The organism is Mucilaginibacter sp. P4_E8, from assembly GCF_056401495.1.
Window position 1 is genome coordinate 1 of sequence record NZ_JBFUJG010000406.1, and the last position, 1,094, is coordinate 1,094.

Consider the following 1,094-nt stretch of genomic DNA (forward strand, 5'->3'; position numbering starts at 1 on the left):
GCATAAATCTTCTCTCTTTGTTACCAATGTACAGTTCCAGGGAAAAGCTACAGCTTATGTGAATGCAGGCACACACATCAATTTAATCGCAGATCACTTGAAACAAAATTTTCCGGAAATTGCAGTAGAAGCAGGAATTAAAACCGCTTCCATATAAAAAGCGTTCTTTGTCAGGCCGATCTTAGCAACCTATTTCTGGCAATGGGTCATTTTAACTTTTTTTGCATTCTCAACATAAATGCTTCCCTCTTTTCGTCAATATAGACCGTAGGACTGGGCCGTCCGCAAAGCCAATCATAAGTATCATAAAAGTTTCTCAAAGAGACATTAAAGCTTTTTTCAATAAACTTGACGATACCCTTCAGGTTCTTTTTACCAAATGCCTCTGTCGCATGCCAACTGTAAATGAGTTCGATCAGTGCGCATTTCGTCTGCTTCCAGTCAAAGTCCCTGAATTCAGAATCTATAGGAATAATAGCATCCTTTTGATAGATTTTTTGAAAGTATGTTCCAGGTGAGCAAAAAAAACGCTTAAACCAGATGATTTAAGCGTTTTCAAGGGAATTGAACCCTCTTAAGCGGAATGGACGGGACATGAACTATGTCCATATATCTTTGAAAATCAATGTTTTTACTTTCTAAAAGTCTGGTGCTCACCAGATGCTCACCTATTTTTTGCAACTAATTGAATGCAAATGGGTTACATCAAAGCTATGAAAAAGTACGTTTTGATGCAATTTAAATTGCTATAAAAATCTAAAATAGAGGCGTAGTTTATTGTTTCACCTCCATAAATTATTAAAATTCTTTTAAGACTTACATTTTGTTAGGATTTCAAATAATTGAGGCTTGTATGCCTTGAAAAAACATTATCCTATTTTTCAATTGATCTAATAGTAAATACTGACCCTCAAATTTTAAATGAAGCATTCTATGGCAATTTGCACATACCAAAGCAAGATCATCGAGCTTGGTTTCTCTTACGCCACCTTGGCTGATTGGAGTTAAATGGTGGCATTCAATAAAACTGGCATTATAGGTAGTGGGAAATGAAAAGCCACAAACCTGACAGAAAAGGGTATTAGTCTTCATCG

At 35.9% G+C, this 1,094-nt stretch carries 2 protein-coding genes; both read right to left on the reverse strand.

Features of this window, described 5'->3' with window-relative positions:
- Positions 1-206: 206 nt before the first annotated feature.
- Positions 207-545, reverse strand: a complete 339-nt coding sequence (locus tag AC1DRQ_RS31765; RefSeq protein ID WP_477430180.1) for an RteC domain-containing protein — start codon at positions 543-545, stop codon at positions 207-209.
- A gap of 289 nt (positions 546-834) precedes the next feature.
- On the reverse strand, positions 835-1,094 hold a 260-nt coding region (locus tag AC1DRQ_RS31770; RefSeq protein ID WP_477430178.1), incomplete at its 5' end, for an HNH endonuclease.